We start from the raw sequence: 25,585 nt of genomic DNA on the forward strand, positions 1-25,585 counted from the left end.
CGGGCCCGCGCACAAGCCCATGTGGCACGGCCGCCGCGTGCGCGGCTGAGGCGGGGGCGCCGCCGGTGGTCCCGGCGGCGCCGGCCGCTTCAGCGCCCCCGTGCCGTCGCCGGGCGGGCCGTGCCCGTCAGGACCGTGCGGTGGATGGGGGTGCGGGTGGTGGTGAGCGGGGCGCCGGTGCCGCCCTGGCGGACCGCGACGATCTCGGCCGCGATGGACAGGGCGGTCTCCTCCGGCGTACGACCGCCCAGGTCCAGGCCGATCGGCGACCTCAGCCGGGCCAGCTCCGGCTCGGTGAGGCCCACTTCGCGCAGTCGGCGCAGCCGGTCCTCGTGGGTGCGGCGCGAGCCCATCGCCCCGACGTACGCGGCCGGGCGGCGCAGCGCCTCCTCCAGGAGCGGCACGTCGAACTTGGCGTCGTGGGTGAGGACGCACAGGACGGTCCTGGCGTCGGTGGCCGTGCCCTTGAGGTAGCGGTCCGGCCAGTCGGCGACGACCTCGTCCGCGTCCGGGAAGCGGGCCCGGGTGGCGAAGACCGGGCGGGCGTCGCAGACGGTGACGTGGTAGCCGAGGAACGCGCCGATCCTGACCAGGGCGGCGGCGAAGTCGACCGCCCCGAACACGATCATGCGGGGCGGCGGGGCGCTCGACTCGACCAGGAGGGTCACGCCTCCCGGACAGAGCGACCCGTCCTCGCCGACCTCGACGGTGCCGGTGCGGCCCGCGTCCAGCAGGGCGCGGGCCTGCTCGACGGCGGTGCGGTCGAGGACCGGGCCGCCGCCGAGCCCGCCCTGGTGGGTGCCGTCGGGCCGGACGAGCAGGGCGGCGCCGAGCAGCCGGTCCGGGCCGCGCACCACCCGTACGACCGCCAGCGGCTCGCCCGCGCTCGCGCCCTCGACGGCGGTGGTGAGCACGTCCCGGCCCGGCAGGCCCGCCCGGACCGGGACGACCAGCACCTCGACCGTGCCCCCGCAGGTCAGGCCGACGGCGAAGGCGTCCTCGTCGCTGTAGCCGAACCGTTCGCGCAGGACCGTGCCGTCCGTCAGGGCCCGCTCGCACAGTTCGTACACGGCGCCCTCGACGCAGCCGCCGGAGACCGAGCCGACCGCGGTGCCCCGGTCGTCGACGGCCAGGGCCGCACCGGGGCCGCGCGGGGCGCTGCCGTCGACGCCGACGACGGTCGCGACGGCGAAGTCCCGGCCCTGTGCGGCCCACGCGTGCAGTTCCGCCGCGATGTCGAGCACGGCCGTCAGCTCCCGGCGTGCGCGTCCAGGACGCGGTCGGGGCGGATCGGCAGGTCGCGGTGGCGCACCCCGGTGGCGTGCCAGACGGCGTTGGCGATGGCGGCGGCCGTGCCGACGGTGCCGATCTCGCCGATGCCCTTCATGCCGACCGGGTCGTCCTCGGGCGCCGGGTCGTCGATCCAGTCGGCCTCGACGTCGGGCACGTCGGCGTGCGCGGCGATGTGGTACCCGGCGAAGTCGGCGTTGGCCAGGGCGCCGGACCGGGCGTCGCGGACCGCCTCCTCGTGCAGCGCCATGGACAGGCCCCAGATCATGCCGCCGGTCAACTGGCTGCGCGCGGTCAGGGGGTTGACGATGCGTCCGGCGGCGAAGATGCCGAGCAGCCGGCGGACCCGGACCTCGCCGGTGGCCGTGTCGACGGCGACCTCGGCGAACTGGGCTCCGTACGCGTGCCGTTCGCGCTTGGTGAGGGCGCCGACGGCGGTCTCGGTGTCGGCGTGCACGGTCAGTCCCTCCGGCGGGACGTCGACGCCGAGCGCCAGGCGCTCGCGCAGCTCGCGGCCCGCCATGATGACCGCGAGGCTCCAGGAGCGGGTACCCATGGAGCCGCCGGCCAGGAACGCGGGGCCGAAGTCGCTGTCCGCGATCAGCAGCCGGACCTGCTCGAAGGGCACGTCGAGGGCGTCGGCGGCGACCTGGGTGAGCGCGGTGCGGGCGCCGGTGCCGATGTCGGCGGCCGTGATCCGCACCGTGAAGGTGCCGTCCGCCTCGGCGGTGGCGCTCGCGGTGGAGGGCACCAGGCCGGTGAAGAACGACGACGCGGCGGTGCCGGTGCCGATCAGCCAGCGGCCCTCGCGGCGCACCCCGGGACGCGGGTCGCGGCCGGCCCAGCCGAAGCGCCGGGCGCCCTCGGTGAAGCACTCGAGCAGGCGGCGCACGTCGAAGGGCAGTCCGGAGACGGGCCCGACGGCGGGCTCGTTGCGGGCGCGCAGCTCGATGGGGTCGATGCCGGTCAGTTCGGCGAGCTCGTCCAGGGCGCACTCGACGGCGAAGGAGCCGGGGGCCTCGCCGGGGGCGCGCATGAAGGTGGGCGTGGGCACGTTGAGGGCCACCACGTTGTTGGTGGTGCGGTGGCCGGGCGCGTCGTACATCGTGCGGGCGTACCCGGCGGCGGCCTCGACGAACTCCTTGACCGTGGAGGTGGCGGAGGTGGAGGTGTGGTCGAAGGCGTGCAGCCGGCCCTCGGTGTCCGCGCCGAGGCGCACGTGCTGGATCGTGGGGCTGCGGTAGCCGATGAGCGAGAAGGTCTGACGGCGCGTCATGGAGACGCGTACGGGCCGTCCGAGGACCTGGGCGCCCATCACGGCGAGCGCGAGGTGCGGGCGCACCTGGCCCTTGCTGCCGAAGCCGCCGCCGACGTGCTCGGAGCGCAGCCGCACCAGGGAGGGGTCGATGCGGAAGAGGGCGGCGAGGTCCTGGGCGGTGGCGTAGGCGCCCTGGCTGGAGTCGATGACGTCCAGGCGGTCCCCGTCCCAGCGGGCCATGGCCGCGTGCGGCTCCATGGGGTTGTGGTGCTCCTCGGGCGTGGTGTACGTGCGGTCCACGACCACGGCGGAGGCGGCGAGTTCGGCCTCGACGTCGCCCTTCTCGGTCCGGCCGGGGCCGCCGGCCGAGCCCGCGACGGTGTAGGCGCCGGGGTGGTCGGCGCGGAAGCCGGTGTCGTACGGCTCGGTGTCGTAGCGCACGACGAGCGCGTCGGCGGCCTCGCGGGCCTGCTCCAGGGTCTCGGCGAGGACGCAGGCGACGGGCCAGCCGGCGTGCGGGACCCGGTCGTGCTGGAGGATCTCGGCGGTGGGGTCGGGCCCGAACAGTCCGATGAAGCCCTCGGCCAGCCGGGGCGCGTTGCCGTGGTGCAGGACCGACAGCACGCCGGGCATCCGCAGTACGGGCGCGTCCTCGACGGCGGTGATGCGGCCGTGGGCCACGGTGGACAGGACGAGCCAGCCGTGGGCGAGGTCCTCGGCGGGGAACTCGGCGGCGTAGCGGGCGGCGCCGGTGACCTTCTCGCGGCCCTCGATGCGGGTGCGGGTGGCGCCCACGGCCCGCAGGCGGCGTTCGGCGGCGGTGGTCATCGCGCGGCCTCCTCGGTGAGTTCGGTCAGGACGGCGGTGACGAGGTTGCGCAGCAGGGTGATCTTGTAGCCGTTGTCGGCGAGCGGCCGGGCCGCGGCGAGCTCCGCGTCGGCCGCGGCGGCGAAGGCCTCCGCGGTGGCGGGTCCGCCGGTGAGCGCGGCCTCGGCGGCGCGGGCGCGCCAGGGGCGGGAGGCGACGGCGCCGAGGGCGAGGCGGACGTCGTGGACGGTGCCGTCGCGCACGTCGAGCGCGGCGGCGAGGGAGCCGATGGCGAAGGCGTAGGAGGCGCGCTCGCGGACCTTGCGGTAGCGGGAGTGCGCGGCGACGGGCGCGGGCGGCAGCGTGACCCCGGTGACCAGGGCGCCGACGGGCAGCGCGGTCTCCAGGTGGGGCGTGTCGCCGACCGGCCGGTAGAAGTCCTCCAGCGCCAACTGGCCAGGCCCGTCCAGGGTTTCGTACGTGACGACGGCGTCGAACGCGGCGAGCGCGACGGCCATGTCGGAGGGGTGCACGGCCACGCAGTGCGCGCTGGCGCCGAGGATGGCGTGGTTGCGGTGCTCGCCGTGCACGGCGGCGCAGCCGCTGCCGGGGGTGCGCTTGTTGCAGGGCGCGGCGGCGTCGGTGAAGTAGCCGCAGCGGGTGCGCTGGAGGAGGTTGCCGCCGACGGTGGCCATGTTGCGCAGCTGTCCGGAGGCCCCGGCCAGGACGGCCTGGGTGAGGGCCGGGTAGCGCAGGCGCACGCGCGGGTCGGCGGCCAGGTCGCTGTTGGTGACGGTGGCGCCGATGCGCAGGCCGCCCTCGGGGGTGTCCTCGATGCGGTCGAGCGGCAGTTCGCGCACGTCGACGAGGAGGGCGGGGCGCTCGACCCCGGACTTCATCAGGTCGACGAGGTTGGTGCCGCCGCCCAGCCAGCGGGCCTCGGGCTCGGCGTCGACCAGGGCGAGGGCGGCGGGCACGTCGGTGGCCCGCCGGTAGGCGAACTCCCTCATGCGGCGGCCCCCTTGTCGGCGCCGGTGCGCCCGTCCGTCGCGTCCGCGGCCTCGGCGGCCTGGGCGACGGCGCGGACGATCGACACGTACGCGCTGCAGCGGCACAGGTTGCCGCTCATGCGTTCGCGGATCTCCTCGGCGGTCAGCGGCGCGGGTGGCTGCTGCGGCCGTACGTCGGCGGTGGCGGCGCTGGGCCAGCCCGCGGCGTGCTCGTCCAGGACGGCGATGGCGGAGCAGATCTGGCCGGGGGTGCAGTAGCCGCACTGGAAGCCGTCCTGGTCGAGGAAGGCCTGCTGCACGGGGTGCAGCCGGTCGCCCTCGGCCACGCCCTCGATGGTGGTGATCTCGCGGCCCTCGGCGGCGACGGCGAGCTGGAGGCAGGCGACGGCGCGCCGCCCGTCGACCAGGACGGTGCAGGCTCCGCACTGGCCCTGGTCGCAGCCCTTCTTGGTGCCGGTCAGGTCGAGGTGCTCGCGCAGGGCGTCGAGCAGGGTGGTGCGGTGGTCGACGGGGAGGGTGTGCTTCTCCCCGTTGACGGTGAGGGTGACGACGCTGGACGTCGCTGAGGTCATCTCGGCTCTCTTCTCGGTGTGCGAGGTGCGGTGCGCTTGCGCGGACCGTGGGTCGAACGGGAGGGAGATCGCGGTGAGTTCGCCGGGTCCTTGGGTGGTGCCGATTCCTGTGCTGCCGTACGACGGGCCGTCGGGCGGGACGCCGGACCGGACGAGTCCTGGCGTGCTGCCGTGGGCGTCTGCGGGCGGAATTCGTCGTCGGACCCGTCCACGCCGACCCGCTTCGGCACTAGGGTGGACAGCGAACGGACAGCTGTCCGGATAGTTGAACCTAGTGGACAGCTGTCCGCTTAGCAAGGCTGTTACCGGCTGTGCCGGGACGCGACGCGGGCCGTGCCGGGAAAGGGACGCACCGATGGCGACAGAAGAGCGGGGATGCCCCGGCCCGCCCGCGCGCATGCGCCTGGACGCCCAGCGCAACCGCCAGCGCATCCTGGAAGTGGCCCTCGCCGAGCTGACCCGCGACCCGGACGTCCCGCTGAGCGGGATCGCCAGGAAGGCGGGCGTCGGCCAGGGCACGTTCTACCGGCACTTCCCCGACCGCGAGTCGCTGATCCTGGAGGTGTACCGCTTCGAGGTCCAGCAGGTGTACGAGACCGCCGCGCAGCTGCTCGCCTGCGAGCCGCCCGACCGGGCGCTGCGCCAGTGGATGGGGCGGCTGGCCCAGTACGCGACCACGAAGGCCGGGCTGGCGGACGCGATGAGCCGGTCCACCCGAGCCCCCGCGAGCACCGCCCGCTGGGGCCACGCCCCCGTGACCGACGCCGTCTCCCTGCTGCTCGCCGCCAACGAGGCGGCCGGGACGATCCGCCCCGGGATGACGCCCGAGGACTTCCTCCTCGCCATCGCGGGCCTGTGGCAGCTCGGCGCGCACGCCGACCGCGAGGCCCTGGCCGAACGGCTGCTCGACTTCGTGATGGACGGCCTGCGGGCGGGGGCCCCGGGGCCGCCCGGCGCGAGCCCGTAGGAACCGGGCGCGTACGGCGGACCGGCGCGTCAGGCGGGACGGCGCGTACCCGTGGCGCCGGGAGCGGACCGCCAGAGCCGGAGCGCGTCCGTGCCGACCGGAGCGCGGCCGGGAAGGAGGCGCATCCGGCCGGGGTGCGGCGGGGGAACTGGGGAGCGACGCGTACCCGTGCCCCCGCACCCTCGGCACGGGGCCGTTCCGTGGGTACGTATGGAACCGTGCCCGGGCCGGGGGGCCTGGGCCGGAAGGAGGTCCAGGTGCGCAGGATCGCGATCGTGGGGGCGGGACACGCCGGGCTCCAGCTGGCGCTGGGGCTGCGGGACGCGGGGTACGCGGTGACGCTGCTCGCCGCGCGGACGCCGCGGCAGGTGCGCGAGGGCCGGGTGACCTCCACCCAGCTGATGTTCGGGCCCGCGCTGGAGATCGAGCGGGCGGCCGGGCTCGCGCTGTGGGACGAGGACGCGCCGGTGATGCCCGGCTTCGAGATGACCTACTGGGACCCGGACGGGCAGCCGGACGTGCCGGAGGCCCGGTTCACCGCGCCGTTCGACGACGAGGTGCGCTCGGTGGACCAGCGGGTGAAGCTCGCCCGGTGGCTGGAACTGTTCGAGGAGCGCGGCGGGCGGGTCGAGTACGGCGAGGCCGGCCCCGACGACGTGGGCGCGCTGGCCCGCTCGCACGACCTGACCTTACTGGCGACCGGACACGGTGGACTCTCCTCGCTGCTCGGTCGCGACGCGCGACAGACGCGCTTCGACCGGCCGCAGCGCGCGCTGGCCTGCTTCTACGTGCACGGGGCCGCGCACGAGGACACCGACCCGGTCTCCGAGGACGCCCGGATCACCGGGGTGCCGCCGGTGGGCGAGGTGGTCGTGATGCGCGCCCTGACCGTCAGCGGCGACTGCGACATCGTGTTCCTCTCGGGCAAGTGGGGCCGGGAGTACGACTGCTGGGACGACCGGCCGGACGTCGCGGACGGCTGGCGCAGAGCCCTCGGCCTGCTGCGCCGCTACGCGCCGTGGGAGTACGAGCGCTTCCGGCACGCCGAGCCCACCGACGCGGGGGCCGCGCTCTACGGGTCGGTCACCCCGGTGGTGCGCCACCCGGTGGCCGCGGTCGGGGGCGGCCGGCACGTCCTGGGCATCGCCGACGCCGTCGCCGTGCACGACCCGATCACCGCGCAGGGCTCGAACAACGCGGCGCGCGCGGCGGCCCGTTACCTGGAGGCCGTCCTGGAGCGGGGCGAACTGCCGTTCTGCGAGGAGTGGATGCGCGAGACGTTCGACGCGTACTGGGAGGGCGCCCGGCACACCCACGCGTTCACCGACCTCATGCTCACCGAGCCGGAGCCCGAGCACGTGTCCCGGATCATGGCGGCTTCCTTCGCGCACCCCGAGGTGGCGCGGCGCTTCACCAACGGGTACGCGGACCCGGCGAGTTACCGCGACTGGCTGATCGACCCCAAGGGCGCCGAGGAGTACCTGGCGCGGTTCGGGGCGTAGGCGGCGTGCGCACCGGGGGCCCGGTGCGCCACGGTGGTCTCCTGGCCCGCTCCGCCGGGAGGCCCGACGTTGATGTCGGATTCCTGCCGGACCCCGGGCCCGGCGGGTGGTTGGGTGTTCCCATGAGCACCTCCCGGGCCGAGCGGTCCCGTCTCTTCCGCTCCCTGCACTCCCCCGCCCGTCCGCTGGCGCTCGCCAACGCCTGGGACGTGGCAAGCGCCCTGGTCGTCCAGGCGGCCGGCGCCCCCGCGATCGCCACCACCAGCGCGGGGGTCGCCTGGTCGCTGGGTTCCCCGGACGGCGACGCGCTGGCGCGCGACCGCGCGATCGACCTGGTGGCCCGGATCGCCTCGGCCGTGGAGGTGCCGGTCACCGCCGACATCGAGGGCGGCTACGGCACCCGGCCCGACGAGGTCGCCGAGACCGTGGAGCGGGTGGCCGCCGCGGGCGCGGTGGGCGTCAACATCGAGGACGCCGACCGGCCGCCCGCCGAGCTGGCCGCCCGCCTAGCGGCGGCCCGGCGCGCCGCGGACCGCGCGGACGGCGGGCTCTTCCTCAACGCCCGCGTCGACACGTACCTGTTCGGGCTCGGCGACCCGGCCGACCGGCTGAAGGACACCCTGGAGCGGGCGCGCGCGTACGTGGACGCGGGCGCCGACGGCGTCTTCGTGCCCGGCGTCGTGGACCCCGCCGTCCTGGCGGAGCTGGCCGCCGGGATCCCCGTACCCCTGAACGCGATGGCCGGTCCCGGTGCCCCGTCGGTGGCCGGGCTCGGGGAGCTGGGGGTGGCGCGCGTGAGCCTGGGGTCGGGCGTGGCCCAGGCCGCGTACGCCGCCGCCCGCCGCGCGGCGCTGGAGCTGTACGGGACCGGGGAGTACGCGTCGCTGGCCGACGGCCTGGACTTCGGCGAGGTCAACGGGCTGTTCCCGGCGGCCCGCTAAGGGAGGGGGCGCGGGGGCTCCGGGCGCGGGTCCCGGGGGCAGGCACACCCCTGCCCCCTCTGTCCCGTCTGCCACAATCGCCCCATGGCTGACCACGACGCGGACCAGGGCTACCTCCTCGACAACCGGCAGTCGGAGGCGGGCGAGCGCTTCGGGGCGCTGGCCGCGCTGTTCGACCCGGTGACCTTCCGGCACGTGGACCGGCTCGGGATCGGCGAGGGCGCCCGCTGCTGGGAGGTCGGGGCGGGCGGCCCCTCCGTACCGCTCGGCCTGGCGCGGCGCGTCGGGCCCTCCGGGACCGTGGTCGCCACCGACATCGACACCTCCTGGACCGCCGCCGTCGCGGGCGGCACCGTCGAGGTGCTGACCCACGACGTGGCGGCCGACCCGCCGCCGCCCGGCTCCTTCGACCTGGTCCACGCCCGGCTGGTCCTGGTGCACGTCACCGACCGCGCCGAGGCCCTGCGGCGCATGGTGTCGGCTCTGAAACCCGGGGGCTGGCTGCTCCTGGAGGACGCCGACCCGATGCTCCAGCCGCGCCTGTGCCCGGACGAGCACGGCCCCGAGGAGCGCCTCGCCAACCGGCTGCGCGACGGGTTCCGCTCGCTGATGGCGGAGCGCGGCGCGGACCTGTCGTACGGGCGCACCCTGCCCAGGACCCTGCGCCGGGCGGGCCTGGCCGAGGTCGGAGCCGACGCGTACTTCCCGATCACCTCGCCCGCCTGCGCCGTCCTGGAGGACGCGACGGTCCGGCAGGTCCGCGGCCTGCTGACCGGGCGGGGCCTGGCCACCGACGAGGAGGTCGAGCGGCACCTGGCGAACGTCGCGTCCGGCAGGCTGGACCTGGCGACGGCCCCGATGGTCTCGGCGTGGGGGCGGCTGCCCTGACGGAGGCGGCGCGCGTCAGGCGCCGGCGGCGAGCTCGCGTCGTACAACCGTGCGGAAGTCGGCCGGCGGGCGGCCGGTGACGCGGGCGACGGTGTCGGTGACGCGGTCCTCCGCGCCCCGGGCGATCTCCACGTCCATCCCGGCCAGCAGCGCGGCGAACTCCTCGGGCAGGTGGGCGCGGTGCAGGTCGCGCAGTTCCTCGTAGCCCAGGCGCTGGTGCGCCACCGGACGCCCGGTCGCCGCGGCGAGTTCGGCAGCCACCTCGTCGTACGACAGGGTGCGCGGCCCGGTCAGGACCAGGTCCGGGCCGGGCACCCGGTCGTCGGTCAGGGCCCGGGCGGCGACCGCGGCGATGTCGTCGGCATCGACGAACCCGACCCGGCCCGTGCCGGTCGCCGACCGTACGACCCCCTCGGCCCGGATGCTCTCGGCGTGCGGGTGCGCGCCGGTGAAGTTCTGCGTGAACCAGGAGGGGCGCAGGACCGCCCACTCCTCGAAGAGGCCGGGCAGCGCGGCGTGCACCGCGCCGGGGCCCGGGCCGCCCGGGGGCACGGCGGAGGAGCTGAGCAGCACCACGCGGCGCACCCCGGCCGCCCGGGCACGGCGCAGGAAGGGCAGCACGACGGCGGCCGGGTCGGGGTCGCCGACGGGCGGCACCAGGTAGACGCGGTCCGTGCCGCGCAGCGCGTCGTCGTGGGTCGCGGGGTCGTACCAGTCGAAGCGCACCGGGTCGGCGCCCGGGACCGGGGCGGCGCGGCGGCTCGCGGCCCGGACCCGGTGGCCGGCGGCGGCGAGGGGGGCGGCGGTGCGGCTGCCGGTGGTGCCGGTCGCGCCGGTGAGGAGGACGGCATGGGTGTCGTTCATCGGGTGGCGCCTTCGGTGAAGTCCGCGCCGGGGGCCTGGACGGCGAGCGGGTTCCAGTAGTCGCGGTAGGCGGTGAAGCGGCCGTCCCGGACGGTGACGACGGCGATGTACGCCATGTCGAACGGCTCCCCGGTCTTCACCAGCCGACCCACGCCCCGCATCTCGGCCACGACGGTGTCCGGGTCGGCGGTCTCGTGGACGCGCAGCTCGGGGAAGTCGCGCAGGTCGATGTGGTCGGCGTAGGGGCGCATGTACGCGGCGATCGCGTCCCGCCCCTCGAGTCGCCCGGGCCAGCCCGGCGGGGCGAAGGGGAACTCCATCAGGCCGTCCTCGGCCCACAGGGCGATCCAGCCGGGGACGTCCTTGTCGAGGAGCAGCCGCAGTCCGTGGCGGAACAGCGCGGCCGGGGCAGCGGGGTGCGGGGCAGATGAGGGCATGGGTGTCTCCGTCGCATACGATACGGACCCGAGGTCCGCTTCACTTCGACCATACGGACCGCCGGTCCGGATTGCAACGAGCGGCGGAACGCGGAGCCGGGCAGCAGGACAACGGGACAGCAGGACCGATGGATCGCCGACCGGCCGACAGCGCACCGCACGCAGCACACCGGCAGAACACCGCACGCACGACGAGGAGCCCACCGCGTGACCGAACGCCGCCCCCGCAAGGACGCCGCCCGCAACCGTGCCGCCGTCCTCGCGGCCGCCGACACGCTCTTCGCCTCCTGCGCGAGCCCCGACGAGGTGACCATGGCCGACGTCGCGGCGGCCGCCGGGGTCGGCAAGGGCACGCTCTTCCGCGCCTTCGGCGACCGCACCGGACTGATCCGCGCCCTCTACGCCGCCCGTCTGGAGCCCCTCCGCGCCGCCGTCGAGGAGGGCCCGGCGCCCCTGGGCCCGGGGACCGCCCCCGCCGAACGGGTGCCCGCCCTGCTCGACGCCGTGCTCTGCTTCAAGCTCGACCACCGCCACCTGGCGGTGGCCCTGGAGCGCGACGGCGGCGACAGCCCGTACGACGCCGAGCACTACGAGCGGTGGCACGCGCTGCTGCGGGACCTCCTCGACGGCGTGCCCGGACTGACCGACAGCGACTTCACCGCGCACGCCCTGCTCGCCGCGACCCGGGCGGACCTCGTGGAGTACCTGGCGGGCGCGAAGGGCGAGCCCCGTGAGCAACTGCGCCTGCGGCTGCGCGCGTTCACGGCCCGGGTGCTGGGCGGCGGGGCTGCCTGAGGGCGGCCGCGCAGGGGCCTCCAGGGGTGGCGCCTGGGCCTCCAGGGTTGCTGGTTGAGGCCTCCAGAGCCGGCGGTCGGGGCCTCCAGGGTTGCTGGTTGGGGCCTCTAGGGTTGGTGATAGCCTCTCGCCCACCCGATCCGGGGCCCCGCGCGGCCCCGTCCGCGCGAGGAAGGCGGCCCATGGCGAGCGAGCGCACCGACGGCGGCGACCGCACCGGGAGCCCGCGCGAGCGCTACCGGGCGCAGGTGCGCGCGGAGGTCTTGGACCACGCCCGGGCGCAGATCGCCGAGGCGGGCCTGGCCGCACTGTCGCTCAACGCCATCGCCAAGCGCATGGGCCTGAGCGGGCCCGCCCTCTACCGCTACTTCGCCGGGCGCGACGAGCTGCTCACCGCGCTCGTCAAGGACGCCTACCAGAGCCTGGCGGACGCCCTGCGCGCCGCCAACTCGCCGCCCGGCGGCCTGGCCGCGCTCGCCCGCGCCTTCCGCGCCTGGGCGCTGGCCGACCCGCACCGCTACTTCCTGCTGTACGGGACCCCGCTGCCCGGCTACCGGGCCCCCGACGACACCACCGCCGTCAGCCGGCGGATCATGCGGGTCCTCCTGGACGCCTGCGCCGCCGCGGGCGCCGTGCCGGCGAGCGGGGCCCCGGTCGTCGCGCATCTGGACGAGCACCGCGCCTGGGCACAGGGGCACCCCGCGCCGCCCGAGGTGCTGCACCGGGCGCTGACCTTCTGGACGCGCCTGCACGGGCTGCTGTCCCTGGAACTGGCCGGGCAGTTCGCGGGGATGGGCTTCGACCCCGAGGTGCTCTACGCGGCCGAGGTCGACGCCCTCACCGGGCGGCGGGACGCCTGATCCGTACGGCGGGCGCCCGGGTTCACAGCCGCGCGGCAGCCAGCCACGCCGCCACCGCCGCCAGCACCAACAGGCAGACGTTCAGGGCGATCTGACGGTCCCCCATGCGCAGGTGCACCCGGATCGCGCCGATCTGGAGCAGCACGAAACCGGTCGCGGCGGCCGGTGCGAGCCAGGGCGCGATCCCCGTCAGGGGCGGCAGCAGCAGCCCGAGCGAGCCGAGCACCTCGACGGCCCCGATGGCCCGCAGGGCGGGCAGCGGGGTGCTGTCGACCCACGCCATCATCGGCCGCAGCCGCTCGGGGTCGCGCAGGACCTTGAGCGCGCCCCCGTAGAGGTAGAAGAGCGCGAGCAGCCCGGCGACGATCCAGTAGGCGACGTCCATGTCCTGCGGTTCCCTGCTTTCCGATGGGGCGGCGGTCCGTCCGGCCGCCCGTGCACCCCGATTCCACCGCGCCCCGCGCCCGTCCGTCCAAGACCCGTTCCGCGCTCCCGATACCCGCTGGGTATCGTGGCGCCATGGAGCTGCGTACCCTGCGCTATTTCGTCGCGGTCGCCGAGGAACTCCACTTCGGCCGGGCCGCCGCCCGGCTGCACATGAGCCAGCCGCCGCTGAGCCGCGCGATCAAGGCGCTGGAGGGCGAGCTCGGAGCCGTACTCCTGGAGCGGTCCCCGGCCGGGGTGGCGCTCACGGACGCCGGGGCGCTGCTGCTCGACGAGGCGCGCGCCCTGCTCGACCAGGCCGAGCGGGTGCGGGACCGGGTGGCCGCGGCCGCCGGGACGCGGGCGCTCACCGTGGGCATCCTGGGCGACGGCACCGACCCGGGGGCGGCCCGGCTGGCCGCCGCGTACCGCGCGCACCATCCGCACGTGGAGGTGCACGTGCGCGACACCGACCTGACCGACCCGACGTGCGGGCTGCACGCGGGCCTGGTGGACGTGGCGCTGACCCGGGGCCCGTTCGACGGGACGGGCCTGGCGGTGCGCGAGCTGAGGTCCGACCCGGTGGGCGTGCTGCTGCGCGCCGACGACCCGCTGGCCGGGCGGGCGGACCTGGTGCTGGCCGAGCTGGCGGACCGGCGGTGGTTCGTCTTCCCGCGGGGCACCGATCCGCTGTGGCAGGACTACTGGAGCGGGGGCGAGCCGCGCGAGGGCCCGGTGGTGCGCGCGGTGCAGGAGTGCCAGCAGGCGGTGCTGTGGAACGGCACGGTGGGGATCGCGCCGCTGCACCACGAGCCCCCGGGCGGTCTGGTCCTGGTCCCGCTCCGCGACATGCCGCCGAACCCGGTGGTGGCGGCGTGGCGGCGCGGCGACCCGAACCCGCTGATCCGGTCGTTCGTGGAGATCGCGAGCCGGGTGTACCGGGAGGCCTGACCCCGGGGCGTCAGGGGCGGGACGGCGACGGGGTGGCGCGCTTGAAGGCGCGGATCACCGGGGCGGTCTCGACGTGGTCGATGCCCGGCAGCTCCGCGAGCCGCCGGGTGAGGTAGCGGTAGAGGTCGTCGCCGTCCCGGAAGACGGCGACGACCATGAGGTTGGTCGCCCCGGTGGTGGCCGCGCAGAAGGTCACCTCGGGGTGCCCGGCGACGGCCTCGCCGGTCTCCGCCAGCCGCGCGGGCGGTACGGAGGCCCACAGGTAGGCGGTCGTGGCGCGGCCGAGCAGCCGGGTGTCGAGGTCCACGTCGAAGCCGAGGATCCCGGCGGCGCGCAGGGCCTCGACGCGGCGCGCGACCCGCGAGGGCGACCAGCCGGTCGCGGCGGCGAGCACCGGCCCCGGGGCCCGGCCGTCCTCGGCCAGCGCCCGCAGCAACGGGCGGTCGGCGTCGTCGAGGGCGGTCGCGCCGACCGCGTTTCTGAACACCGGTGTGATGCGCGCGAGTTGAGGTGCCGTCAACTCATCGGCGCCGTACATCCCTTGATCGTTGCCGCGGGTGAAGACGTGCAGCACCTCGTGCGCTCCCAGCGCGAGGACCGGCGCGGTGCGCTGGAGCCGGTCCAGGAGCAGTTCGTCGCGCTCGCGCGCCGTCCACGACCGCAGGCCCGCGCAGAGTTCCGTACCGCCGGAGAGCAGGTTGACCCAGCGGGTGTCCTCGCGCCGGGCCAGCGCCCGCGCGACCTCGGCAGCGGCGCCGGGCGCACAGCTCACCCGGACCAGCCACTCGGCGCCGCCGAGGCGCCGCGCGTCGACCACGCCCACCACCCGTACGAGGCCCAGCGCGCGCAGGCGCGCGTAGCGGCGGGCCAGGGTGCGGTCGGAGACGCCGAGCACTCCGGCGATCCTGGCGAAGGGTGCTCGGCCGTCCACGTACAGCGCGCGCAGCAGCCCCCGGTCGACCGCGTCGAGCGTGACGGATTCCCTCAGCACGCCTCCGAGGATGTCAGTTCCCGTCGGGGAACGGCGATGTGGCGTGTGCGCGGCGTCCCCGGGCCGACACTTCTCGCCGCCAGCGTTCCGCGACCCCGGGAGGCCCCCGCGCCATGACAAGGACCACTGACACCACGCGCGTGACCGAGGAACTCGCCCTGATCGGCTCGGACGCGCCGTCGCGCGTGCTGGAACGGGACGAGGAGGCGCTGCTCGCTCCCCCGCACCCGGGCAGGCTGCCCGTCGCCCTGTGGCGGGAGCAGGAGCCGTTGACCGTCGCGCACTTCGCCCAGCGGCACGAACAGCGGCCGTTCGCGCCGCCGCGCGGGGTGTTCGAGCACGAGCGGCTGCGCGTGGAGTGGCAGACCATGCACGACGAGCGCCAGCCCTTCTACCACCGCAACTGCGACGTCGACGAGCTGTCGTACCAGATCGCGGGCGAGCGCACCCTGCTGACGGAACTGGGCGTGGTCGAGCACCGGCCGGGCGACCTGTGCCGCATCCCGCGCGGGGTCGCGCATGACAACTACGGCCGCAGGGAAAGCCACTTGCTCTTCTACAGTCCCGCGCCGGTGGTGGCGGAGAGCCCGGCCGTACGGACGTCGGGGACGCCCTCCCCGCCGTTCCCCGGCTGGCGGCCCGGGCCCGTCAACGAGGCGGTGACCACGGGCATGGGCGCCCCCGGGTGCGACGTCGCGGTGTTCCCGGTCGACGAACAGCTCCTGCTCGACCGCGTCCACCAGGGCCCCGAGCGCCTCGACGTCCTCACGGCGGCCGGACCCGAGGGCCTGGTGTGGCACTACCGGGGGGACGGCTTCCGGCTGGGCAGCGCGGCGCTGCCGGACGCGGACGGGCGTACGTACCGGCGGACCCTGGACGCCGACGAGGTCCAGTACCAGATCAGCGGCCACCGCACGCTCGTGAGCCAGCGCGGGGTCGTGGAGCTGGTCCCGGGCGACCTGGTACGCGTCCCCGTCGGGGTGGCGCACACCAGCTTCGCGGACGGGCCGAGCAGCCACCTCGTCCTGCTCTCCGCACGGGAGTTGAGGCAGGTGGCGCCCACCGACCGCACCGCGGAGCCGTGCACGGCCGAGCGGCTGGCCACGCTGCGGAAGGGGCGCCGGTGAAGGTCCAGCTGCTGCGCGCCTTCGGGGGCGCCGACCGGTTCGAGCCCGCCGACCTGCCGGTGCCGGTGCCCGCCCGGGGCGAGGTGCGGGTACGGGTGGCGGCGCTGGGGGTCAACGGCCTGGAGTGCAGGCTGCGCGCGGGGCAGCTCCAGGACCTCTTCCCGACCCCGCTGCCGGCCGTGCTCGGCAAGGAGGTCGCCGGGACCGTCGACGCGGTGGGGCCCGGGACGGACGGTCCCGCGGTGGGCGACCGGGTCGTCGGCTTCACCGGGTCGGGGTCGTACGCGCAGTACTGCACGGCCCGGGTGGAGGCGCTGGCCGCGGTGCCGGACGGGGTCCCCTTCGCGTCCGCGGTCACCCTGCCGGTGGCCGTGGAGACGGCCGCGCGCGGCCTCGACTCCCTCGCGGTGCGACCGGGTTGGACCGTGGTGGTCAACGGCGCCTCGGGACCGGTCGGCAGCGCGGCCGTGCAACTCCTGCGCGAGAGGGGCGCCTTGGTCGTCGGCACGGCGTCGGAGCGCAACCAGGCGTACGTGGAGTCACTGGGCGCGCGTGCCGTGCGGTACGGGGACGGGGCCGGCGAGCGGATCCGGGCGGCGGCGCCGTACGGCGTGGACGCGGTGTACGACGCCGCCGGGCACGGATTCTGCTCCCTCGCCGTCGAGTTGACCGGGGACCCCCGTCGGGTGGTGACGATCGCCGATCCGGGGGCGGCGGCCCTGGGCGTCCACCTCTCCACCGGCAGCCGGCGGCCGGTGGCCGCCCCGTTCGTCCCGGTGCTGCCCCGGCTCGCGGCCGGCACGTTCCGTACGGTCGTCGACCGCGTCTACCCGCTGGCCGACATGGCCGCGGCCCACGCGCGGGTGGAGTCGGGGCGGGCGCACGGGAAGGTGGTGGTGACGGTGGACTGAGACCCGGGGCCGGTCACGCCCCGGGGCGTGGGCGCGGCGGCCGTACGGCGATCAGGCTCCGGGCGTGGGGGCAGCGGCCGTACGCCGGTCGCGTCCCGGGACGTCGGCACGCCACCCGCACCGGTGGTCACGTCCCGGGACGTGGGCCGCTCAGCTCCAGGTCCGTGTGCACAGGACGAGCCGATAGCCGTCCGGGTCCTCCACGGTGACGCCGTGCTCGTCCCAGTACGGGTTGTGCGCGGGGACGCGCCTGCCGCCCGCCGCCTCCAGGCGCGCGACGAGCTCCTCGTCCACGGGCGCGCCGAGGTAGGCGACGAACAGGTCGTCGACCGTGGGCGCCGGGTCCAGCGGCCGGTCCGGGTCGCGGGTCAGCTCGAAGTGCCAGCCGCCGCCCTCCGGGCCGACCATGAGCAGGTCGTGCTCGCCCGCCACCCGCTCGGTGGTGCGCCACAGGACGCTCAGGCCCAGCGCCTCCACGTAGAAGCGCTCGGCCGCGGCGAGGTCGCGCGACGGGCGGGCGACCCGGACGTGGGTGCTCGCGTCGATCACTTCGCGGCCTCCAGGGCGGCACGCCACTCCGGGCTGTCGACGTAGTGGTTGTCGTACTTCTCGGAGGTCGCGGCGAGCTCCTTGAAGTCGGCCTCGCCGCGCATCACCCGGCCCAGCAGGCGCAGGTAGTCGAAGCGGCCCATGCCGGGGGTGAACACGAAGAGCACGTCGGCCTCGCAGCCGGGGGCGGCGGCGAACGCGTGCGGGGTGTGCGGCGGTACGGCGAGGAAGTCACCGGCCCCGAGCAGCGTCACCTCGTCGTCGACGAGGACCTGGAGGGTGCCGCTGATGACGAAGAACAGCTCCGTGGCGCGGGTGTGGAAGTGGGACGGGGCGCCGGGCGCGCCGGTGGCGAACGTGGAGCGGTAGACGGTGAACCCGCCCTCGCCGGGCTCGGCGTCGGCGAGCAGGGTCATGACGCTGCTGGGGTCCGCGCAGCGCTCGGCGTCGGCGTGACGGGTGAGGACCGGGGCGGTGCGGGGGCTGTCGGCGCTCTGGGGGGCGTCGGCGGTCATGGCGGCTCTCCTGCGGATTCGGCCTGCGCCACGGATCCGGGCTGCGGCCCCGGGCCACGGCTCCGGGGTGCGCCTTCGGGCTGCGGCTTCGGCTGGGGTGAACATCGGGCGGGTGCGCGGTGAGCCTCTCGGCATCGGCGTCCGGGGAGAAGCTAATCGGACCGGTCCTGATTGATCAACTGCATTGGTCCGCCGTCACGATGGCCGTGTCACGTCCCCGCTCCGTCTCGGGACCGTAACGGGCTGAGCCGGTCCGGGGACGGGCTCGTACCCCCTTTCGACGGCACCGGGAGGTCCGGGGCCGACGACGTGGGGAGAGCCCGATGATCCAGAAGCGCTTCGCGATGGCCGCCACGGCCGCCACGGCCGGCGTGCTGCTGCTGACCGCCTGCCAGGGCGGTGGCGCCTCGACGGACCAGGGCGGCGGGGCGCCCGCGGCCGCCCAGGGGAGTACGGGTGCCGGGCTCGACTTCCTGAGCGGTACGGCCCGTACGAACAAGGCGCCGGCCAGGACGGGCGACTGGGCCAACGATCCCGGGCAGCCCGCCACCCGGCCCGCCGCCAAGCGGTGGGTACAGCTCAGCGCCGCGCGGGCGGGGGGCCTCGATCCGGTCGTGGTCAACGGTGCGGGCTTCACGCTCTACCGCTTCGACAAGGACACCGCGAACCCGTCGAAGTCGGTCTGCGACGGCGCGTGCGCCACCACCTGGCCGCCCGTCGTCATCGCCCCGGGCGGCCGGATCTTCATCGACGGGGTGAAGAAGTCCGACGTCGGCGTGGTCAAGCGCACCGACGGAAGCCTCCAGGTCACCCTGGGCGGCTGGCCCGTCTACCGCTTCAGCAAGGACCTCAAGCCCGGGGACACCAACGGGCAGGGCGTGGGCGGCACCTGGTTCGGCGTCACCCCGGACGGCGGGAAGGCCGCGGGCGGCGGGACCGGCGGGGGCGCCGGGTCGGACGGGCCCGCCACCAGTGTCACGCTCTCCGACGAGAAGGACTTCGGCGACCCCTCCGAGGGCCTCGCGGGCACCGGCTGCCACAACGTCGCACGGGAGGACCGCGCCTCCTCGCTCCAGGCGTCGGGGACCCTCAAGATCTGGTCCGAGAAGGACTGCAAGGGCACGTCCAAGGTGGTCGGGGGCAACGTCGCGGACCTGTCGGCGATCGGCTTCGACGACACCATCTCGTCGGTCCGCCTCGGCTGAGGCCACGGTCCCGGTCGAGGCCCGGTCAGCCGGGCGGCGCCGTGCTCCCCGCGAGCCCCGGGGAGCACGGCGCTCAGCCCTGTCGCACCAGGGCCCCACCACGGTGGGCCGCACCCACCACCGCTTCCACGGACGGGATGTGACGGTCGGTCAGGATCTGTTCCAGTTCGCGCACGATGCGGACCGGAGCCCCCGGGTCGTTGAAGACGGCCGTGCCCACCGAGACAGTCGAGGCGCCCGCCGCGAGGAACTCCAGCGCGTCCAGGCCCGAGCGGATGCCGCCCGTGCCGCAGATCGGGACCTCGCGGAACGCGCCCGCGCGCATCGCCGCGTACACCTGGTACACGCACCGCACGGCCACCGGGCGGATGGCCGGGCCCGACAGACCACCCGTGGTGCCCGAGAGCGCCGGGCGCAGCGTGTCCGTGTCGACGACCACGCCCAGCAGGGTGTTGATCAGCGACAGGCCGTCCGCGCCCGCCGCCACGCAGGCCGCCGCGACGTCCGTGACCGAGGTGACGTCGGGCGAGAGCTTGGCGTACACCGGGTGCGCGGGGTCCGCCGCCTCGCGCACCGCCGCGACCACCGCGTGCGAGGCGTCCGCGTTGCAGGCGAAGACGGCGCCCCGGTCGGCGACGTTGGGGCAGGAGATGTTCACCTCGATGCCCACGACACCGGGCAGGCCGCGCAGCCGGGCGGCGCACTGCGCGTACTCCCCCGCGTCGCGTCCGGCGATCGACACGACCGTGCGGGCGCCCTGCTCGTACAGCCAGGGCAGCTCGTGCGCGACGAACGCGTCGATGCCGCTGCCCTGGAGGCCGATGCCGTTGAGCATGCCGCTCGGCGTCTCCGCCATGCGCGGGGTGGGGCGGCCCGAGCGCGGGTAGGGCATGACCGTCTTGGTGATCAGCGCGCCGAGCGCGTCCAGCGGCAGGAACCGGGCGATCTCGCGGCCGTACCCGGCGCAGCCGGAGGCGGTGGTGACGGGGTTGGGCAGGCGGTGGTGGCCGAAGCGGGCGGTGAGGTCGGGCGCCCCGGTCGTCGAGGCCGACGGTGTCGTCGGAGTCGGCGGTGTCGTCGGGGTCGTCATCAGTGCAGTCCCATCGCCTCGGCGCCCTCCAGGTCGGCGGGCAGCATGCCCACCTCGTCCCAGCGCACGGTGTCGCCGTCGAAGCACGGCCCTTCCACGCACGCCCGTACGAAACGCGACGTGCCGTCCTCGCCGACCACCGGCAGGACGCAACTCATGCAGGCCCCGATCCCGCAGGCCATCGCCTCCTCCACGGCCGTCCAGGCGCGCACCCCGTGGTCCCGGGCGGTCTCGGTGACGGCCCGCAGCATGCCCATCGGCCCGCAGGCGTAGACCGCGCTCGCACCGACGGCCTCGATCGCGGCGGGCAGCAGGTCGGTGACCCGGCCCCGCGCCCCGCGCGTGCCGTCGTCGGTGGCGAGGTGGACGCGGCCGGTGAGCGAGCGGGCCTCGGCCACCCCGAACAGCCGCTCGCGGGTGGCGGCGCCGCAGACGAACGCCACGTCCGGCGCCCCGGCGTCGAGGAGCCGCCGCGCCAGCGGGAGCAGCGGCGCGACCCCGTACCCGCCGCCGACCAGGACGGCGGGGCCGGGGCGCTCGGGGACCGGGAAGGGCACCCCGAGCGGGGCGATCACGTCGAGCCGGTCGCCCGGTCGCAGCCGGGCCAACTCACGGGTGCCCGCGCCGCGTTCGGCGAAGACGACCTCGATGGTGCCGCGCGCCGGGTCGGCCCGGTGGAGGGAGAAGGCGCGGCGCAGCAGCAGCGCGGAGGAGCCGGGGCTGCCGACGGCGACGGCGACGAAGTGCCCGGGGAGCACCTGGTCGGCGATCCCGTCGACGGCGAGGACCAGGCGGTGGTACGCACCGGCGGGTTCGAGGGTGGTGACCGTCGCGGTGGTCTGCCGGGGCCGTGCCATGGCGCGCTGCTCCTGGATCGCGGATGTGCCTGTGCCCCCGGATCCCGACGCTAGCCGCGGGGCGGCGGCCCGGCCACGGCCCAAGGTCCCCCGCCTGCGGCCCCGACGGCCCGGAACGGGCGGCCGATGGGCCCGCGGGCGGTGGGCGTGGGCCGCCCGCCCGCGGCCCAGGCATGAGCGACCGGACGGGTCCTAGGCGGTTCCGGTGGCCTCGGTGGTCTCGGTGACCTCGGCCTCGTAGAAGCACAAGTGGTCCTTGATCGCGGCCACTTCGGGCTTGGGGTCGGGGTAGTACCAGACCAGGTCGGCCGTGCCGTCCGGGTGGGAGTAGTAGGACGCGGTGCCCTTGAACGGGCAGTAGGTGTGCGTCTCGGAGGGGACGAGCAGGTCGGTGCGCACGTCCTCGGGCGGCAGGTAGTAGCGGACGGGCAGGCCCGTCTCGAAGAGCATCAGGGGGCGGCGGCTGTCGGCGACCACCTGGCCGTCGCGCACGACGCGCACACGGGCGCTGCCCTCTTTGATCTCGATCTCGTGGCCCTGGGGGGACATCGCGGCTCCTGACGGTCGACGCTGTGGCCCCTCCAGGGTCGCACTGTCCGCGCGGTGCGGTCGGCGTCCGGGGACGCCGACCGCACCGGGCACCCGAACCGGGGCGGCTACAGCGCGCGCTCCAGGCGCTCCGCCATCAGCCGTACGAAGCGGGCCGGCTCCTTGGGCTGGCCGCCCTCGGCGAGCACCGCGAGGCCGTGCAGCAGCTCGGCGCTCTCCGCCAGCCGGGTGCGGTCCTCGCCCTGCTCCTTGAACGCCTGGTTGAGGCCCTTGACCAGCTGGTGCTCCGGATTGAGCTCCAGGATCCGCTTGGCGCGCGGCACTTCCTGGCCCATCGCCCGGTACATGTTCTCCAGGGCGGGGGTCAGGTCGTGCGCGTCGGAGACGACGCAGGCCGGGGAGACGGTGAGGCGGGAGGACAGGCGCACGTCCTTGACGTCCTCCTCCAGCCGCTCCTTCATCCAGCCGAGCAGCCCGCCGAACTCCTCGTTCTGCTTCTCGCGCTCCTCCTCGGACTCCTTCTCGCCCTCGCCGTCGAGGTCGATCCGCCCCTTGGCGACCGAGCGGAGCTTCTTGCCGTCGTACTCGCCGACCGCGTCGGCCCACACCTCGTCGACGGAGTCGGTGAGCAGCAGCACCTCGATGCCCTTGTCTCGGAACGCCTCCATGTGCGGGGAGTTCTCGATCGCCTGGCGGGACTCGCCGGTCAGGTAGTAGATGTCCTCCTGGCCGTCCTTCATCCGCTCGGCGTACTGCGCCAGCGTCGTCGGCTCGCTCTCGTGGTGGGTGCTGGCGAACGAGGAGACGGCGAGGATCGCGTCCTTGTTCTCGGCGTCGGTGATCAGGCCCTCCTTGAGGACCGCCCCGAACTCCCGCCAGAACGTGGCGTACTTGTCGCCCTCCTTGGCCATCAGGTCCTTGACCGTGGACAGGACCTTCTTGGTCAGGCGGCGGCGCATCATCTCGATGTGGCGGTCCTGCTGGAGGATCTCGCGCGAGACGTTGAGCGAGAGGTCGGCCGCGTCGACGACGCCCTTGACGAAGCGCAGGTAGGGCGGGAGGAGCGCCTCGCAGTCGTCCATGATGAACACGCGCTTGACGTACAGCTGGACGCCGCGCTGGAAGTCGCGGGTGAACAGGTCGTGCGGGGCGTGCGCGGGCAGGAAGAGCAGCGCCTGGTACTCGAAGGTCCCCTCGGCCTGGAGCCGGATGGTCTCCAGCGGGTCGCGCCAGTCGTGCCCGATGTGCTTGTACAGCTCGTGGTACTCGTCGTCCGAGACCTCGCCGCGGGGCCTGGCCCACAGCGCCTTCATGGAGTTGAGGACCTCGGGCTCGGGCGCCGCCCGCTCCTCCTCCGTACCCTCCTCGTCACCGCTCGCGGCCGGGGTCTCGGGGACCATCCGGACGGGCCAGGTGATGAAGTCCGAGTACCGCTTGACGATCTCGCGGATCTTCCACGGCGAGGTGTAGTCGTGGAGCTGGTTCTCCGGGTCGGCGGGCTTGAGGTGGAGGACGATCTCGGTGCCCTGCGGCGCGCCGTCGACGCGCTCCAGGGTGTACGTGCCCTCGCCCCGGGAGCTCCACCGGGTGCCCTGCTCCTCGCCCGCGCGCCGGGTGACGAGGGTGACCTCGTCGGCGACCATGAAGCCGGAGTAGAAGCCGACGCCGAACTGGCCGATGAGGCCGTCCTCGCCCGCGGCCGCCTTGGGCTCCTCGCCCTCCTGGGTGCGCTTGAGCTCCTGCATGAAGGCGGCGGTGCCGGAGTTGGCGATGGTGCCGATGAGCCGGCCCACCTCGTCGTACGACATTCCGACGCCGTTGTCCCGCACGGTCAGCGTGCGGGCCTGCTGGTCGACGTCGAGCTCGATGTGGAGGTCGGAGACGTCGGCGTCGAGGGAGTCGTCCCAGAGCTTCTCCAGGCGCAGCTTGTCCAGTGCGTCGGATGCGTTGGAGACGAGTTCCCGCAGGAAGACGTCCTTGTTCGAGTAGACGGAGTGGATCATCAGCTGGAGCAGCTGACGGGCCTCCACCTGGAACTCAAACGTTTCACTCGCCATGTTCGCCGATACCTCGCGGGGTCTGTGGCCTGCTACGGACGGGGGACAACTCTAAAACACCACGTCACGGCAGCGGTCGCGATCCCCTCGGAAACCCCTCGGGAGCGTGCGGCGGCACGGGCCGCTGCCGACGGGTGGACCACCCGGAGCGGGTCGTCGCCGTCCGGGGGGCGGGAGCTCCCCCACGGCGTCCGGTTCGCCCCGGACCTCCTCCGCCTGGAGGGAGACCGGCCGGGAACCCCCGGTGATCAGCCGGGACTCCCGGTGACCGGCCGGGGACCCCCGGTGATCAGCCCGCCCTCGGGGCGGCACCGACCCGGCGGTCCACGGCCTCAGGACCTACGCCACCCGGGCCACCCGCTGGAAGCCCGGCGCGGGCTGACGCGCTCCGGTCAGTCCTCCTCGTCCACCACCCCGTAGTCCTCCGGGAAGTCCTCGAGGAACTCCTTGCGCTCCGGGTCGGACTCCTCGCGCGCCATGTCCTCGAGCACGTCCAGGAACTCGTCCCGTTGCTCGGCCGTCAGGCCGCCCACGACGTGCGCGACGCCCTCCAGGGCCTTGACCGCGTCGTCCTCCTCCCCCTCCTCGCCCTCGTACCCCTCGACGAACCACACGACGTCGACCAGGGCCTCGGTGAGGGCGCGGGTCAACGACGGGTATGCGGTGTCGGACATCGGTTTCAACCCCCGGGAAACTACGGAACAAGATCCCGACGATCACACCACACCGCACTGACATCCGGTGCGCCGAGGGTGCCCTCACTTCCCCCGCCCCGGGGGCCTCCTTCCGGCCAGGGTGACCGGATCCGCCCGCCACTGGCAGGTCAGCCGTCGCCCGCCGTTCACCAACGGGTCACGCGCCCCCGTCTATATGGAGTTGTCTGTACAACAGTTGTCCGTACAACTTGGAGTCACTGTGACCACCTCCCGCATACGCACCACCGGGATCGCCCTCGCCCTGACCGCCTCGGCGTTCGCCCTCGCCGCCTGCGGCGCCAAGCCCGGTGCGTCGACCGCCGACGCGGGGGCGGACGCGGGCAAGAACCCCGCCACCGCCACCTCGGCGAAGGAGGCGGGCGGCATGGAGGCACTGGTCGCCGCCGCGAAGAAGGAGGGGAAGCTCAACGCGATCGCCATCCCCCGCGACTGGGCGAACTACGGCGCGATCATCGACGGCTTCACCAAGAAGTACGGCATCAAGGTCACGGTCGAGAACCCGGACGGCTCCAGCCAGGACGAGATCAACGCGGTGAAGTCCCGCAAGGGCCAGGACCGCGCCCCCGACGTCCTGGACCTCGGCGCCTCCTTCGCCCAGGCGGCCGGCTCCCAGGGCCTCACCGCCCCGTACAAGGTCGCCGCCTTCGACAAGATCCCGCAGGCCCAGAAGGACGCCCAGGGCCGCTGGTTCAACGACTACGGCGGCTACGTCTCGATCGGCTGCGACGCCAAGCGCGTCACGACCTGCCCGACCACCTTCAAGGACCTCCTGAAGCCCGAGTACAAGGGCAAGGTCGCGCTCAACGGCAACCCCACCAAGTCGGGTTCGGCCTTCGCGGGCGTCTACGCGGCGGCGCTCGCGAACGGCGGCTCGCTCGACGACATCCAGCCGGGCCTGGACTTCTTCGGCAAGCTCAAGAAGGCCGGCAACTACAACCCGGTGGAGTCCACCCCGGCCACCGTCGAGAAGGGCGAGACCCCGATCTCGATCGACTGGGACTACCTCAACGCCGGCTACGCCGACGAGTTCAAGGCCAAGGGCCTGGACTGGAAGGTCAACGTCCCCGCCGACGGCGTGTACGCCCAGTACTACTCGCAGGCGGTCAACAAGGACGCCCCGCACCCGGCGGCCGCCCGCCTGTGGCAGGAGTACCTGTACTCGGCCGAGGGCCAGAACCTCTGGCTCAAGGGCTACGCGCGCCCGGCCCTGATGCCCGCCATGGAGCAGGACGGCACCCTGGACAAGGCCGCCGCCGCCAAGCTTCCCAAGGTCCCGGCGACCACCCCGGTCTTCCCGACCGAGGCCCAGAACGCCCAGGCGAAGAAGACCCTCGCCGAGGGCTGGGCCAAGGCGATCTCGGGCTGATCGCGCGATGACCCTCACCACCACGACGACCGCGGCCGCCTCCCCGGCGGCCGCCCCCCCGATCCGCACAGCCCCCCGCGGAACACC

General features: G+C 74.8%; 26 protein-coding genes. 11 read left to right on the plus strand and 15 right to left on the minus strand.

Translation table 11 applies throughout. From position 1 onward, the window contains the following. Nucleotides 1–89: 89 nt before the first annotated feature. The 4 genes from ABT160_RS06110 to ABT160_RS06125 are packed head-to-tail and all read right to left on the minus strand — an operon-like array spanning nt 90 to nt 4,937. Nucleotides 90–1,244, minus strand: a complete 1,155-nt coding sequence (locus ABT160_RS06110) for an XdhC family protein (protein ID WP_351644113.1) — start codon at nt 1,242–1,244, stop codon at nt 90–92. 5 nt (nt 1,245–1,249) lie between these two features. Beyond that, nucleotides 1,250–3,376 (minus strand): xanthine dehydrogenase family protein molybdopterin-binding subunit, encoded by a 2,127-nt coding sequence (locus ABT160_RS06115; RefSeq protein WP_351644116.1) that lies wholly within the window; start codon nt 3,374–3,376, stop codon nt 1,250–1,252. After that, nucleotides 3,373–4,365 (minus strand): FAD binding domain-containing protein, encoded by a 993-nt coding sequence (locus ABT160_RS06120; protein WP_351644118.1) that lies wholly within the window; start codon nt 4,363–4,365, stop codon nt 3,373–3,375. Before ABT160_RS06120 ends, ABT160_RS06115 begins: the two co-directional genes overlap by 4 nt. Continuing rightward, nucleotides 4,362–4,937: a 2Fe-2S iron-sulfur cluster-binding protein gene (locus tag ABT160_RS06125; protein ID WP_351644120.1), complete on the minus strand. Its 576-nt coding sequence runs from the start codon at nt 4,935–4,937 to the stop codon at nt 4,362–4,364. Before ABT160_RS06125 ends, ABT160_RS06120 begins: the two co-directional genes overlap by 4 nt. Before the next feature lie 355 nt (nt 4,938–5,292). Here ABT160_RS06125 and ABT160_RS06130 point away from each other — a divergent pair, with 355 nt between their 5' ends. From ABT160_RS06130 to ABT160_RS06145, 4 genes are all read left to right on the plus strand, one after another. After that, a complete protein-coding gene (locus ABT160_RS06130) occupies nt 5,293–5,904 on the plus strand; it encodes a TetR/AcrR family transcriptional regulator (RefSeq protein WP_351644123.1) in 612 nt (203 codons plus the stop codon). 257 nt (nt 5,905–6,161) lie between these two features. Next, the gene (locus tag ABT160_RS06135; RefSeq protein ID WP_351644126.1) at nt 6,162–7,406 is read left to right on the plus strand and encodes a styrene monooxygenase/indole monooxygenase family protein; all 1,245 of its coding nucleotides are present in this window, start codon (nt 6,162–6,164) and stop codon (nt 7,404–7,406) included. A gap of 122 nt (nt 7,407–7,528) precedes the next feature. Next, nucleotides 7,529–8,347 (plus strand): isocitrate lyase/PEP mutase family protein, encoded by an 819-nt coding sequence (locus ABT160_RS06140; protein ID WP_351644129.1) that lies wholly within the window; start codon nt 7,529–7,531, stop codon nt 8,345–8,347. Nucleotides 8,348–8,431: 84 nt separating this feature from the next. Continuing rightward, nucleotides 8,432–9,235, plus strand: a complete 804-nt coding sequence (locus ABT160_RS06145; protein WP_351644131.1) for a class I SAM-dependent methyltransferase — start codon at nt 8,432–8,434, stop codon at nt 9,233–9,235. A gap of 15 nt (nt 9,236–9,250) precedes the next feature. Here the strand turns inward: ABT160_RS06145 and ABT160_RS06150 are convergent, their stop codons facing one another. Then, a complete protein-coding gene (locus ABT160_RS06150) occupies nt 9,251–10,099 on the minus strand; it encodes an NAD(P)H-binding protein (protein WP_351644133.1) in 849 nt (282 codons plus the stop codon). Further along, on the minus strand, nt 10,096–10,536 hold the full coding sequence (locus tag ABT160_RS06155; protein ID WP_351644136.1) for a nuclear transport factor 2 family protein: 441 nt from the start codon (nt 10,534–10,536) through the stop codon (nt 10,096–10,098). The genes ABT160_RS06150 and ABT160_RS06155 overlap by 4 nt, the downstream gene beginning before the upstream one ends. A gap of 207 nt (nt 10,537–10,743) precedes the next feature. Here ABT160_RS06155 and ABT160_RS06160 point away from each other — a divergent pair, with 207 nt between their 5' ends. Together ABT160_RS06160 and ABT160_RS06165 are read left to right on the plus strand one after the other, a co-directional pair. Then, nucleotides 10,744–11,331 (plus strand): TetR/AcrR family transcriptional regulator, encoded by a 588-nt coding sequence (locus ABT160_RS06160; protein ID WP_351644139.1) that lies wholly within the window; start codon nt 10,744–10,746, stop codon nt 11,329–11,331. Nucleotides 11,332–11,513: 182 nt separating this feature from the next. Further along, on the plus strand, nt 11,514–12,191 hold the full coding sequence (locus ABT160_RS06165; protein ID WP_351644142.1) for a TetR/AcrR family transcriptional regulator: 678 nt from the start codon (nt 11,514–11,516) through the stop codon (nt 12,189–12,191). A gap of 22 nt (nt 12,192–12,213) precedes the next feature. On the opposite strand, the gene ABT160_RS06170 is transcribed toward ABT160_RS06165, so the two are convergent. Beyond that, nucleotides 12,214–12,576, minus strand: a complete 363-nt coding sequence (locus ABT160_RS06170) for a DoxX family protein (protein WP_351644145.1) — start codon at nt 12,574–12,576, stop codon at nt 12,214–12,216. Nucleotides 12,577–12,710: 134 nt separating this feature from the next. On the opposite strand from ABT160_RS06170, the gene ABT160_RS06175 reads away from it, so the two are divergent. Beyond that, nucleotides 12,711–13,565, plus strand: a complete 855-nt coding sequence (locus ABT160_RS06175) for a LysR family transcriptional regulator (protein ID WP_351644147.1) — start codon at nt 12,711–12,713, stop codon at nt 13,563–13,565. A 10-nt stretch (nt 13,566–13,575) separates the two neighbouring features. Here ABT160_RS06175 and ABT160_RS06180 read toward each other — a convergent pair whose 3' ends face one another. Continuing rightward, nucleotides 13,576–14,556, minus strand: a complete 981-nt coding sequence (locus ABT160_RS06180) for an Lrp/AsnC family transcriptional regulator (protein ID WP_351644150.1) — start codon at nt 14,554–14,556, stop codon at nt 13,576–13,578. 113 nt (nt 14,557–14,669) lie between these two features. On the opposite strand from ABT160_RS06180, the gene ABT160_RS06185 reads away from it, so the two are divergent. Together ABT160_RS06185 and ABT160_RS06190 are read left to right on the plus strand one after the other, a co-directional pair. Then, nucleotides 14,670–15,683, plus strand: coding sequence for a hypothetical protein (locus tag ABT160_RS06185; protein WP_351644152.1), 1,014 nt, complete (start codon nt 14,670–14,672; stop codon nt 15,681–15,683). Continuing rightward, complete coding sequence (locus ABT160_RS06190; protein ID WP_351644155.1) at nt 15,680–16,594, plus strand: quinone oxidoreductase family protein; 915 nt, start codon at nt 15,680–15,682, stop codon at nt 16,592–16,594. Before ABT160_RS06185 ends, ABT160_RS06190 begins: the two co-directional genes overlap by 4 nt. Before the next feature lie 150 nt (nt 16,595–16,744). On the opposite strand, the gene ABT160_RS06195 is transcribed toward ABT160_RS06190, so the two are convergent. Next, nucleotides 16,745–17,143, minus strand: a complete 399-nt coding sequence (locus ABT160_RS06195) for a VOC family protein (RefSeq protein ID WP_351644156.1) — start codon at nt 17,141–17,143, stop codon at nt 16,745–16,747. Beyond that, nucleotides 17,140–17,658, minus strand: a complete 519-nt coding sequence (locus tag ABT160_RS06200; RefSeq protein WP_351644159.1) for a cupin domain-containing protein — start codon at nt 17,656–17,658, stop codon at nt 17,140–17,142. The genes ABT160_RS06195 and ABT160_RS06200 overlap by 4 nt, the downstream gene beginning before the upstream one ends. Before the next feature lie 323 nt (nt 17,659–17,981). Here ABT160_RS06200 and ABT160_RS06205 point away from each other — a divergent pair, with 323 nt between their 5' ends. Further along, entirely contained in the window at nt 17,982–18,863 is an 882-nt protein-coding gene (locus ABT160_RS06205; RefSeq protein ID WP_351644162.1) for a hypothetical protein, read from the plus strand. 73 nt (nt 18,864–18,936) lie between these two features. On the opposite strand, the gene ABT160_RS06210 is transcribed toward ABT160_RS06205, so the two are convergent. The 5 genes from ABT160_RS06210 to ABT160_RS06230 form a co-directional block, all read right to left on the minus strand. Beyond that, nucleotides 18,937–19,953 (minus strand): dihydroorotate dehydrogenase, encoded by a 1,017-nt coding sequence (locus ABT160_RS06210; RefSeq protein ID WP_351644164.1) that lies wholly within the window; start codon nt 19,951–19,953, stop codon nt 18,937–18,939. Then, entirely contained in the window at nt 19,953–20,810 is an 858-nt protein-coding gene (locus tag ABT160_RS06215; protein ID WP_351644167.1) for a dihydroorotate dehydrogenase electron transfer subunit, read from the minus strand. The genes ABT160_RS06210 and ABT160_RS06215 overlap by 1 nt, the downstream gene beginning before the upstream one ends. A 192-nt stretch (nt 20,811–21,002) precedes the next feature. Beyond that, complete coding sequence (locus ABT160_RS06220; protein ID WP_351644170.1) at nt 21,003–21,359, minus strand: DUF427 domain-containing protein; 357 nt, start codon at nt 21,357–21,359, stop codon at nt 21,003–21,005. A 107-nt stretch (nt 21,360–21,466) separates the two neighbouring features. Then, the gene (gene htpG / locus ABT160_RS06225) at nt 21,467–23,416 is read right to left on the minus strand and encodes a molecular chaperone HtpG (RefSeq protein WP_351644172.1); all 1,950 of its coding nucleotides are present in this window, start codon (nt 23,414–23,416) and stop codon (nt 21,467–21,469) included. 392 nt (nt 23,417–23,808) lie between these two features. Continuing rightward, a complete protein-coding gene (locus tag ABT160_RS06230; RefSeq protein ID WP_351644175.1) occupies nt 23,809–24,090 on the minus strand; it encodes a hypothetical protein in 282 nt (93 codons plus the stop codon). Between the two features lie 241 nt (nt 24,091–24,331). Between ABT160_RS06230 and ABT160_RS06235 the strand changes: the two genes are divergently transcribed. Next, a complete protein-coding gene (locus ABT160_RS06235; protein ID WP_351644177.1) occupies nt 24,332–25,498 on the plus strand; it encodes an ABC transporter substrate-binding protein in 1,167 nt (388 codons plus the stop codon). The last annotated feature ends 87 nt before the right edge of the window (nt 25,499–25,585 follow it).

This window comes from Streptomyces sp. NPDC001941 (assembly GCF_040296945.1).
GTDB lineage: Bacteria > Actinomycetota > Actinomycetes > Streptomycetales > Streptomycetaceae > Streptomyces.

Coding starts and splice junctions, on each gene's coding strand:
- ABT160_RS06115 (WP_351644116.1), bottom strand. CDS start 3,376: ATGACCACCGCCGCCGAACGCCGCCTGCGGGCCGTGGGCGCCACCCGC.
- ABT160_RS06120 (WP_351644118.1), bottom strand. CDS start 4,365: ATGAGGGAGTTCGCCTACCGGCGGGCCACCGACGTGCCCGCCGCCCTC.
- ABT160_RS06125 (WP_351644120.1), bottom strand. CDS start 4,937: ATGACCTCAGCGACGTCCAGCGTCGTCACCCTCACCGTCAACGGGGAG.
- ABT160_RS06130 (WP_351644123.1), top strand. CDS start 5,293: ATGGCGACAGAAGAGCGGGGATGCCCCGGCCCGCCCGCGCGCATGCGC.
- ABT160_RS06140 (WP_351644129.1), top strand. CDS start 7,529: ATGAGCACCTCCCGGGCCGAGCGGTCCCGTCTCTTCCGCTCCCTGCAC.
- ABT160_RS06145 (WP_351644131.1), top strand. CDS start 8,432: ATGGCTGACCACGACGCGGACCAGGGCTACCTCCTCGACAACCGGCAG.
- ABT160_RS06150 (WP_351644133.1), bottom strand. CDS start 10,099: ATGAACGACACCCATGCCGTCCTCCTCACCGGCGCGACCGGCACCACC.
- ABT160_RS06155 (WP_351644136.1), bottom strand. CDS start 10,536: ATGCCCTCATCTGCCCCGCACCCCGCTGCCCCGGCCGCGCTGTTCCGC.
- ABT160_RS06165 (WP_351644142.1), top strand. CDS start 11,514: ATGGCGAGCGAGCGCACCGACGGCGGCGACCGCACCGGGAGCCCGCGC.
- ABT160_RS06170 (WP_351644145.1), bottom strand. CDS start 12,576: ATGGACGTCGCCTACTGGATCGTCGCCGGGCTGCTCGCGCTCTTCTAC.
- ABT160_RS06175 (WP_351644147.1), top strand. CDS start 12,711: ATGGAGCTGCGTACCCTGCGCTATTTCGTCGCGGTCGCCGAGGAACTC.
- ABT160_RS06185 (WP_351644152.1), top strand. CDS start 14,670: ATGACAAGGACCACTGACACCACGCGCGTGACCGAGGAACTCGCCCTG.
- ABT160_RS06200 (WP_351644159.1), bottom strand. CDS start 17,658: ATGACCGCCGACGCCCCCCAGAGCGCCGACAGCCCCCGCACCGCCCCG.
- ABT160_RS06205 (WP_351644162.1), top strand. CDS start 17,982: ATGATCCAGAAGCGCTTCGCGATGGCCGCCACGGCCGCCACGGCCGGC.
- ABT160_RS06210 (WP_351644164.1), bottom strand. CDS start 19,953: ATGACGACCCCGACGACACCGCCGACTCCGACGACACCGTCGGCCTCG.
- ABT160_RS06215 (WP_351644167.1), bottom strand. CDS start 20,810: ATGGCACGGCCCCGGCAGACCACCGCGACGGTCACCACCCTCGAACCC.
- ABT160_RS06220 (WP_351644170.1), bottom strand. CDS start 21,359: ATGTCCCCCCAGGGCCACGAGATCGAGATCAAAGAGGGCAGCGCCCGT.
- htpG (WP_351644172.1), bottom strand. CDS start 23,416: ATGGCGAGTGAAACGTTTGAGTTCCAGGTGGAGGCCCGTCAGCTGCTC.
- ABT160_RS06230 (WP_351644175.1), bottom strand. CDS start 24,090: ATGTCCGACACCGCATACCCGTCGTTGACCCGCGCCCTCACCGAGGCC.